Raw genomic sequence first — 566 nt, forward strand, 5'->3', positions numbered from 1 at the left:
TCATAGGACCGGTCGGCTGCCGGGTTCGATGGTTCGATACCGGAAAATTCCTTGTAGTTCTTGGTGAAATATTCGGTCGATGCGGTCGGGCTGGTGCCCGACGAAGTGCCATAGGCGTCCTTCAGGTAATCGGCGCCGACGGATTCGATGAAATCCGGGCTGTTCATGCCGTCATTGAGCAGAAATTTCTGGACGCCGCCTTGCGAAATCCAGGTGCGGGCGATGGTTGCGCCGTCGACAGGCGTGCTGACGAGATAAAGCCCGTCCGGCTCGCCTGATATCGCCGCGGTCACTTCCGAGGCATAGCTCGACTGCTTTTCATTGTAAGGCGTGTCGGAGACGATGGTGCCGCCGAGCGCCTTATAGGCGCGCGAGAATTCGGCCACCATGTTGACGCCGAAGTCGTTGTTGACGTGGATGACCGACAGCTTCTTGAAGCCCTTGTCTATGGCATATTTGGCGGCGGCGACCCCCTGCAGCGCATCCGAGGTGATGGTGCGGAAGAAGATGCCGTTGGTCTTGCCATCGCGCCCGAGCGCCGTCAGCGTCGGTGACGAGGAAGCGGG

The 566-nt window shown here is 59.7% G+C and carries 1 protein-coding gene; it reads right to left on the bottom strand.

All coding sequences use genetic code 11. From position 1 onward, the window contains the following. On the bottom strand, positions 1-566 hold a 566-nt coding region (locus EOA86_RS37650), incomplete at both ends, for an ABC transporter substrate-binding protein (protein WP_164892457.1).

Origin of the sequence: Mesorhizobium sp. M5C.F.Ca.IN.020.32.2.1, from assembly GCF_004023105.1 — a bacterium.
Taxonomy (GTDB): Bacteria; Pseudomonadota; Alphaproteobacteria; order Rhizobiales; family Rhizobiaceae; genus Mesorhizobium; species Mesorhizobium wenxiniae.